10 protein-coding genes and 1 pseudogene are annotated in these 8,703 nt (G+C 32.0%); 6 read left to right on the top strand and 5 right to left on the bottom strand.

Going from position 1 to position 8,703, the window contains the following annotated elements; genetic code table 11:
- Nucleotides 1-1,558: pseudogene (locus WBN21_RS05365) on the bottom strand (excinuclease ABC subunit UvrA); the annotation flags it as partial.
- A 303-nt stretch (nucleotides 1,559-1,861) separates the two neighbouring features.
- On the opposite strand from WBN21_RS05365, the gene WBN21_RS05360 reads away from it, so the two are divergent.
- Entirely contained in the window at nucleotides 1,862-2,446 is a 585-nt protein-coding gene (locus tag WBN21_RS05360; protein WP_424198254.1) for an RNA polymerase sigma factor, read from the top strand.
- Between the two features lie 57 nt (nucleotides 2,447-2,503).
- Nucleotides 2,504-2,650 (top strand): hypothetical protein, encoded by a 147-nt coding sequence (locus WBN21_RS05355; RefSeq protein WP_424198253.1) that lies wholly within the window; start codon nucleotides 2,504-2,506, stop codon nucleotides 2,648-2,650.
- Between the two features lie 27 nt (nucleotides 2,651-2,677).
- Here the strand turns inward: WBN21_RS05355 and WBN21_RS05350 are convergent, their stop codons facing one another.
- On the bottom strand, nucleotides 2,678-3,337 hold the full coding sequence (locus WBN21_RS05350) for an endonuclease III domain-containing protein (protein WP_424198252.1): 660 nt from the start codon (nucleotides 3,335-3,337) through the stop codon (nucleotides 2,678-2,680).
- A gap of 196 nt (nucleotides 3,338-3,533) precedes the next feature.
- Between WBN21_RS05350 and bcp the strand changes: the two genes are divergently transcribed.
- Nucleotides 3,534-3,986 carry a thioredoxin-dependent thiol peroxidase gene (gene bcp / locus WBN21_RS05345; RefSeq protein WP_424198251.1) on the top strand — a complete coding sequence of 151 codons (453 nt, stop codon included), beginning with the start codon at nucleotides 3,534-3,536 and terminating at the stop codon, nucleotides 3,984-3,986.
- A gap of 57 nt (nucleotides 3,987-4,043) precedes the next feature.
- Here bcp and WBN21_RS05340 read toward each other — a convergent pair whose 3' ends face one another.
- A complete protein-coding gene (locus tag WBN21_RS05340; RefSeq protein ID WP_424198250.1) occupies nucleotides 4,044-5,522 on the bottom strand; it encodes a TonB-dependent receptor in 1,479 nt (492 codons plus the stop codon).
- Between the two features lie 92 nt (nucleotides 5,523-5,614).
- Here WBN21_RS05340 and WBN21_RS05335 point away from each other — a divergent pair, with 92 nt between their 5' ends.
- Nucleotides 5,615-6,376, top strand: a complete 762-nt coding sequence (locus WBN21_RS05335; RefSeq protein ID WP_424198249.1) for an MBL fold metallo-hydrolase — start codon at nucleotides 5,615-5,617, stop codon at nucleotides 6,374-6,376.
- 12 nt (nucleotides 6,377-6,388) lie between these two features.
- Entirely contained in the window at nucleotides 6,389-6,889 is a 501-nt protein-coding gene (locus tag WBN21_RS05330) for a hydrolase (protein WP_424198248.1), read from the top strand.
- On the opposite strand, the gene WBN21_RS05325 is transcribed toward WBN21_RS05330, so the two are convergent.
- Together WBN21_RS05325 and WBN21_RS05320 are read right to left on the bottom strand one after the other, a co-directional pair.
- Nucleotides 6,886-7,269 carry a hypothetical protein gene (locus tag WBN21_RS05325; protein WP_424198247.1) on the bottom strand — a complete coding sequence of 128 codons (384 nt, stop codon included), beginning with the start codon at nucleotides 7,267-7,269 and terminating at the stop codon, nucleotides 6,886-6,888. The genes WBN21_RS05330 and WBN21_RS05325 overlap by 4 nt on opposite strands.
- A 38-nt stretch (nucleotides 7,270-7,307) precedes the next feature.
- Nucleotides 7,308-7,679, bottom strand: a complete 372-nt coding sequence (locus tag WBN21_RS05320) for a helix-turn-helix domain-containing protein (RefSeq protein ID WP_424198246.1) — start codon at nucleotides 7,677-7,679, stop codon at nucleotides 7,308-7,310.
- A 293-nt stretch (nucleotides 7,680-7,972) separates the two neighbouring features.
- Between WBN21_RS05320 and WBN21_RS05315 the strand changes: the two genes are divergently transcribed.
- Nucleotides 7,973-8,703, top strand: a 731-nt coding sequence (locus WBN21_RS05315) for a M14 family zinc carboxypeptidase (protein WP_424198245.1), incomplete at its 3' end; no start/stop codon positions are given.

The raw sequence follows: 8,703 nt of genomic DNA, 5'->3' as shown, positions 1-8,703 counted from the left end.
ATTTTAAAACCAAAATTAATCGCTCAGTATCTTTTGGATGTAGGCCAATACTGGGTTCGTCTAAAATATACATGGAGCCAACCAAACTGCTACCTAAAGAAGTCGCTAGGTTTATACGTTGACTTTCACCACCAGAAAGCGTGTTCGATTTTCTATTTAATGTTAAATAATCTAAACCAACATTGGCAAGAAAAGCTAATCGGTTATTAATTTCTTTTAAAAGTCGGTTTGCTATTTGTGTGTCGTAATCATTTAACTCAAGCTGTTTAAAGAATATTGCTAGCTTATCTAACGGCATTTCTACCAAATCGGTTAGCGTTGCGCCGGCAATTTTCACATAATTAGCTTCTATGCGTAAACGCTTACCATTACAGGTTTTGCATTTTGTTTTTCCGCGGTAACGCGATAACATGACGCGATTTTGAATTTTATAGGCCTTAGATTCTAATTCTGCAAAAAATGAATTTAAGCCTTCAAAATATTGATTTCCGGTCCAAACTAATTTTTTTTGAGCATCAGTTAATTCGAAAAAGGGTTTATGAATAGGGAAATCAAACTTATGCGAATTATTAACCAACTGATCTTTATACCAACTCATGCTTTCGCCTCGCCATGGGAAAATAGCACTTTCGTAAACGGAGAGCCCTGTGTTTGGAATTACTAAATCGTCATCAATTCCAATAATATCCCCATAGCCTTCGCATTTAGGGCAAGCACCATAAGGGTTATTAAAACTGAATAAATGTACATTTGGTTCTAAAAATGTAATACCATCCAATTCAAATTTATTACTAAAAGGGCGTTGTTTACTATCTTTTAATGTTTCGATAACGCATTCGCCTTTACCTTCAAAAAAGGCCGTTTGTACAGCATCAGCTAACCGATTATAGAAATCTTCTTCGTTTTTGGTTATAACTCTATCAACAACTAAAGACACGGTATCTTTCTTGGCAATCGATGTCACTTCATCTATCCTTAACACCGAATCGTTTACTTTTATTCTGGCATAACCTTGTTGCTGTAAGGTTTTTATTGTGTCTTCAATGGTTCTTCCTTCCTCCAAATAAATAGGAGCTAGGAGCAGTAGTTTTTCACCTTCAGGAAATGATTTTAAGTAATTTAAAACATCTGTAACGGTATCTTTTTTAACCTCTAATCCAGAAACTGGTGAATATGTTTTGCCAATTCTTGCAAATAATAATTTTAGGTAGTCGTAAATTTCTGTAGTCGTACCAACTGTGGAGCGCGGATTGGTAGAATTTACTTTTTGCTCAATAGCAATAGCTGGTGCGATACCTTTTATATAATCTACTTTTGGTTTATTTAATCGTCCTAAAAACTGACGCGCATAACTTGATAGGCTTTCTACATAGCGTCGTTGTCCTTCTGCGTAAAGTGTGTCAAAAGCTAAACTTGACTTCCCAGAACCCGATAAACCTGTAATTACTACTAATTTGTTTCTAGGAATAACAACATCAATGTTTTTAAGGTTATGCAGTTTTGCACCTTTTATGATGATGTTTTCTTTAGGGTTTACTTCGGAAAGAATAGTGCTCATGGATTTTTTAAGGGATAATTTCGCAAAGATACTATAATACCTTTATGTTTTAAAATAAGCTATATAATTCGTTTTTATCTCTTGTGTTTTATAGCATAAGGGAATATTATATCAATATGAAAAATACCGTTTATCGAATAATTTGTTAAAAAAAGATATGAATCTTTGCTTTTTAGGAACGATTGTTGTTATATTTGAAACTTATAACAACTTCAAAAACACGTATCTATAGCATAAAATTACTTTTTAACTTAATAACCCCAAGCAATGAAGCCTTCACTTCGTGCGTTAAAAGTAAATATTATGCAAAAAGAACTTATTACAGATGCGACTTTAGTTAGTGACTACATTAAAGGAAATGAGAGGGCGTTAGAAACGCTTATTAAAAGGCACAAACAAAGAATTTACAGTTTTATTTATTCCAAAGTATACGACAGAGATATTGCTGAAGATATTTTTCAGGATACTTTTATTAAGGTAATTAGAACCTTAAAACGAGGCGCTTACAATGAAGAAGGTAAGTTTTTACCATGGGTAATGCGTATTTCTCATAATTTAGTGATTGATCATTTTAGAAAAAACAATAGGATGCCTAAATTTGATAATACTGGTGAGTTTAGTATTTTTTCTGTGTTAAGCGATAATAGTTTGAATGCTGAAAAAGCTATGATTAAGGAGCAGGTTGAAAATGATGTAAGACGGTTAGTTGATGAGCTTCCAGAAGATCAAAAAGAGGTGCTAATGATGCGTATTTATAACGACATGAGTTTTAAAGAAATTTCGGATAGAACAGGTGTTAGCATCAATACAGCATTGGGACGCATGCGTTATGCGTTGATTAATTTACGTAAAATAATAGACAAGCATAATATCGTTTTAACTAATTAATACAATAAAGTGATTTTTACTGCGTTATTGATTTGAATAAACCCTTAAATTAATAAAATGGCAAAAATTTACTCTGAAAATTCTATTAAAAAAATAGAAAATCGTGAACCGCGAGAAGAAACGGTTAATTTTCTTCTAAACTACTCAAAGGCTTTAAGTGTTATAAATTGTAATAAAATGAAGTTTGAAGCGCTTCTAAATTAAGTTTCGAAAAGTCCTGATTTTTTAAAATCAGGACTTTTTTAATTTATAATAGTCATCTAAAACGGATTGTCTTCCAATAGTTTTTGTAATAATATCTTTTTCTAGGTCCCAACCTCTTGCTGGAGAGTATTGGCGCCCGTACCAAATAATTTGAAGGTGTAAATCATTCCATAATTCTTCAGGAAATAATCGTTTAGCATCTTTTTCAGTTTGTGCAACGTTTTTACCGTTGGTTAAATTCCATCGATACATTAATCTGTGAATATGTGTATCTACAGGAAAAGCAGGAACTCCAAATGCTTGCGACATCACAACGCTTGCGGTTTTGTGGCCAACGGCAGGTAATTCTTCTAAGTATTCAAAACTCTGTGGCACTTCGCCATTATGTTTTTCTATAAGTATTTTTGATAATCCATGAATCCCTTTACTCTTCATTGGTGACAAGCCACATGGACGTATAATTTCTTTTATGTCTTCAACAGATAATTTAACCATATCATGAGGATTATCAGCTTCTGCAAATAGTAATGGTGTTATTTGATTCACACGCACATCTGTGCATTGTGCTGATAGCAAAACGGCAATTAAAAGGGTGTATGGGTCTTTATGGTCTAAGGGAATAGGAATTTCAGGATAAAGTTTGTAGAGTGTATTAATAACAAAGTTTACCTTTTCTTGTTTAGTCATAAATTGTATTTTTGTAATGCCTAATAAATTTTAAAATTGTGCTAAAATAATTAGAATTCTAGTGTGCAAAGGCGAATAATAAAATTTAAGCATAGCCTTGGCTACGGGTCGATTTTATTATGATGCATTTGTGCAATATAAACCAATTATTAGTATTATTTTGAGGTTTATTTGGCATAATATCAAAGTTATGACTATGAAAACATTAAAACAAGGTGATGCTGTTCCTAATTTCACGGCAAAGGATGAGCAAGGAAACACTATTTCTTTAAGCGATTATAAAGGTAAAAAGTTAATAGTATTTTTTTACCCAAAAGCAAGTACTCCTGGTTGTACGGTTGAAGCTTGCAATTTAAGAGATAATTATTCTGAACTTCAAGCTAAGGGTTATGAGTTGTTAGGTGTCAGCGCCGATTCAGCAAAAAGACAATCAAATTTTAAGGATAAACATAAATTTCCGTTTCCGCTGTTAGCAGATGAAGACAAAACTGTTATTAATTCATTTGGTGTTTGGGGACCTAAAAAGTTTATGGGTAGAGAGTATGATGGTATTCACAGAATGACTTTTTTAATTAACAAAGATGGCGTTGTAGAGCGCGTAATTGAAAAAGTAAAAACTAAAGATCATGCAGCTCAAATATTAGAGTAACAGCGCTACTAGTTCTAAAAAAACGGCTATTTTATTTTAAATAGCCGTTTTTGCATTTTATTTTTTCTTTTGAGCGGGTCGTCTTCTACTAAGTGTTAATGGTCTTCTGGTGTACCCAAATAATCTATAATCTTTAATTAATTCGGCAGTTCCATCAGGAACCATTTCTTCCCAGCCGCTTATCCCGTTTGATATCTTATGTAATATGTCTCTAGAAAATATATCCATAATACTTTCATCGTAGTCAGTAATATCAATTACTTTTCCATTGTATTTAAAGAATTTATATAATTCCTTCATGCGCGGATAAACTTTCAAGTTTTCACTTGTAATAAGCTCACCAGTTTTCGGATCATGCATAGGATATAGATAAACTTTTAAATCTTTAAAGAAAAGTTTACCAAAAGCTTCCAGTATACCACCACTCATATGGCGATAGTATTTTTCGTCAAAAATATCTACCAAATTACTAACACCCATAGCTAATCCCATACGCGCTTTTGTATAATTAGAGAAATATTCAACTACCTTATAATATTCTTGGAAGTTCGATATCATAACGGATTGCCCTAGAGAACATAGCAAATCTGCTCTATCAATAAAATCTTGTTCATCAATTTCACCTTCAGCTCTTAAGTTAGAAAGTGTAATTTCGAAAACGACAACGGTTTTCTTTTCGTCAACTTTATTTTCTTTAATAAACATTTCATATGATTTCTCATACATGGCCATGTTTACTTTGGTAACTGGCCTAAAGCTTCCCCGAAGCGCTAAAATATTTTTCTTATAAAAAACACGCGCAGGTAAAACATTTGTTCCATCAGGGCCAAACATTACGGCATCTGTCATGCCGTTTTTAACCAACTGTAAACTCATTAATCGGTTATCGATATTTTCAAATACTGGTCCAGAAAAATTTATAGTATCAATTTCAATTTGATCTTTATCAAGGTGATCGTATAAATAGCGAAGTAGTTTTTTTGGCTCATTGTATTTGTAAAAAGCGCCATATATTAAGTTTGTTCCAAGTATTCCTAACGTTTCTTGTTGCAATCTGGCGTCAGTTTCCTTAAAACGTACATGAAGAATAATTTCATTATAATTTGCGCTAGCTTCAACTTGGTACTTGATGCCTACCCAGCCATGGCCCTTAAATTGTTTAGCAAAATCAATGGTAGCAACGGTATTGGCGTATGTGAAAAATATTTTATTCGGGTTTTTTTCTCGTGTTAACCTATTTTCCATTAAGTCCATCTCGTGCGTTAGCATTTTTCTTAATCGAGCTTCGGTAACATAACGACCATCATCTTCAGCGCCGTAAATGGCATCACTAAAGTCTTTATCGTAAGCAGACATGGCTTTGGCAATAGTTCCTGATGCGCCACCTGCTCTAAAAAAATGACGACAAGTTTCTTGTCCAGCGCCAATCTCAGCAAAGGATCCGTAAATATTTTCGTTTAAGTTTATGCGAAGTGCTTTAGATTTTAATGAAGGAATATCATCAAATTCTTTATCTCCTTTAATGGTAATTTCCATATATTTTATAGGTTACGTCTTGTATTTACAAAGGTATCAAATAAGTAGAGCAAACAAAAAAATAAACTTATTTTTGTGAAAACTTAAAATTTTTGAAAATTACTTTTCTTGGCACGGGTACATCACAGGGTATTCCAATTATTGGGAACGATCATCCAGTTTGTTTAAGTGAAAACCCAAAGGATAAACGCTTGCGTGTTTCGGTTTTAATTGAATGGGATGAATTTGCATACGTTGTAGATTGTGGTCCAGATTTTAGATATCAAATGCTACGGGAGCAAATAAAAAAAATTGATGGCATTGTGTTTACGCATGAACATTCTGATCATGTTTTGGGTTTAGATGATATTAGACCGTTTTATTTTAGGCAAGGAAATATTCCAATTTATGCACACAAACGGGTTTTGAAATCTATAAAAAAGCGCTTTGATTATTTTTTTCAGAAAGAAAACAGATATCCAGGTGCTCCAGAAGTAATAACAAATAAAATTAAAAATAAGCCTTTTAAATTGAATAACCTAGAAGTGATTCCCGTCAATGGCATGCATAATGACTTACAGGTATTTGGATTTAAATTTAATAATTTTGCGTATTTAACAGATATGAAAACAGTTTCTGAAAAAGAAATTGAAAAAATAAAAAACGTGAAGGTTTTAGTTGTTAATGCGCTGCGTATCCAGCCTCATCAATCGCATTTTAACTTAGAGGAAGCCCTAGATTTTATTAAAAAAGTAAATCCTGAAACCGCATATTTAACTCATATAAGCCATTTGTTAGGGTTTCATGATGAAGTTGAAAAGTTATTGCCAGAATGCGTGTTTTTGGCTTACGATGGATTAAAAATAACAGTATAAATTTTAATAATAATGAAGCAGAGAATTTTTATGTATTTGTTTGTGTTTGCTGCACTTTTAGTATTGTTTCAATATGTTAACTCTAAACGAATTTTTGAAGACATAGATAAAAAGCTGGTAACTAGTGAAACACAGCTTAAAATTTATAAAGATTCTGTTGCTGTGTTACAAAATGATATTTTAGAAGTTTCTCATTTTAACTTATATAGAAATGAAGACGCTATTAGTTATTTTGAAAATAAGGGTTATGAGATTGATGAGCTCATCCCTTTTATTAAAGATGAACTTTATAAATTGAATGAGGTTAAAGGCGAGCATCCTTTAATTCCATATGGCTCGAGTGAAGGCAGAAAAATGATGATTAATACCATTAAAATGCTTAATCATAAATGGATAATTGCTGATTTTTCAGACGGTGAATTTTGGGGAGAAATACTCCTTACTTATTATATTACTGAGGATAAACAATTGAAATTCACATTAGTGGAGCACTTTTTATATCCCTTTTATTAATCTATTTTTATAGCCAGTCCTTTTTCTTTTCGTTTCTTTTCACCTTCATTGAACGACGCTTTAGAGTATTCAAAAGTATAAGAACTATCTGTTGTTTTAAGTATCTTCATGTGTATTGGGTCTTTTTCAGAAATTGACTTTGGGTTAATCTTGTATAATACAAATTCGCAATCATTAATCCATTTCACCTCGGAACTATCAGTTTTTCCATCGTAAAAATTAATACTATAACGTTCAGTTCTTTTAAAATCTCCACTTTTAGTAACGCCGTCTACAACATAATCAAAGCGAAATGCGCCAGTTTTAAAATCATTACAGTTTCTAGTGGTTTCGTAGCAACTGGTTAGTGTTAAAAGCGCTAATAAAAATAAAAGTCTCATAATAATAAATTGAAATGCAAAGCTAATAAACTACGCTATTAATTATCATAATTTTTAAAACTTCCGTCAGAATAAAAAATAATAATGCGCTCGATTGTTTTGTCTTTTTTGATTTCTGATAAAGTTTTTTCTTTAATATAAGTAGGCGAGGATTTGGATAGATTTGGTTCAGAAGTTTTTTCCGTTGAAGGGAAATTGCCTTTACCGTTAAAAAGCCAATACAAATCCACTTCAGGGTAGGTAGATAGAATCTTTAAAATAAAGTCTAAACTCGGCTTGTTTCTACCTGATAAAATGTGTGAAATACTAGAGCGTTGTACACCAATTTTTTCAGCAAAAGATGAGGCGGATTCACCGTAGTAATCAATGACTTTTTGGAGTCTTTTTATGAAATCTTCTGTGTTTATCAATGTGAATAATGATTTGGGGTCAAACTATGTTACAAATGTAACAATATAACTATGAATTGGTGGTTATTATGTGTTAAATTATAATATTGTAGTGTATTAATACTTTATGTAAATGATATTAAATGATTGAATTATAATTATTTACATTTATAAATTGATAATGAATATTTTTTTATTCAATTTTATAAGAAAATTTGAATCATTCTGTATAGTTATGTAAACAAATCAATCAAAAATACTGTTTACAAATGTAAAATAGTAATTGTTTACTTTTGTAAAGTAAAAAAATAACTATGCATTTAGAACATATAAAAAAACTGTTTTTAAAACATAAAGAACCGCATTTATCCCATCGATATATTACCAATAAAAACATTGAACCATTGCTAAACAAATTGCCGGATTTTGTTCAGGTTGAAACAATCGGTAAATCTGTTTTGCAGAACCCTATTTACGGATTGAAAATTGGTCATGGAGATAAACGAATTTTAATGTGGTCTCAAATGCACGGAAATGAATCAACTACAACTAAAGCTATTTTCGATCTTTTAAATGCCCTTTTGGATAAAGATTCTAAACTTGATTATATTTTAGAAGCCTGCTCACTTTATATAATTCCAATTTTAAATCCAGATGGCGCGCTTGCCTATACCCGAATTAATGCTAATGAAGTAGATTTAAATAGAGATGCCCAAAACTTATCGCAGCCAGAAAGTGTCGTTTTGGGCAATATTTTTGAAGCGTTTAAACCGCATTTTTGTTATAATTTACATGGTCAGCGTACTATTTTTAGCGCTGGAAGTACAAATAATTCTGCAACTGTGTCATTTTTGGCGCCTGCTCAAGATGCAGCATGTACAGTAACACCAAATAGAAAAGTTGCCATGGAGGTAATTGGTGTCATGAATAAAGCACTTCAAGCAGTAATTCCTAATCAGGTTGGTGTATATGATGATGCATTTAATTTAAATTGTGTAGGGGATACGTTTCAAAATGAAAACGTACCTACTATATTGTTTGAGGC

It is taken from the genome of Algibacter sp. (assembly GCF_049667265.1).
Taxonomy (GTDB): Bacteria; Bacteroidota; Bacteroidia; order Flavobacteriales; family Flavobacteriaceae; genus Algibacter_B.
Note: the sequence above shows the minus strand (reverse complement) of the source record. Positions and strands in the feature narration are given on the sequence as shown.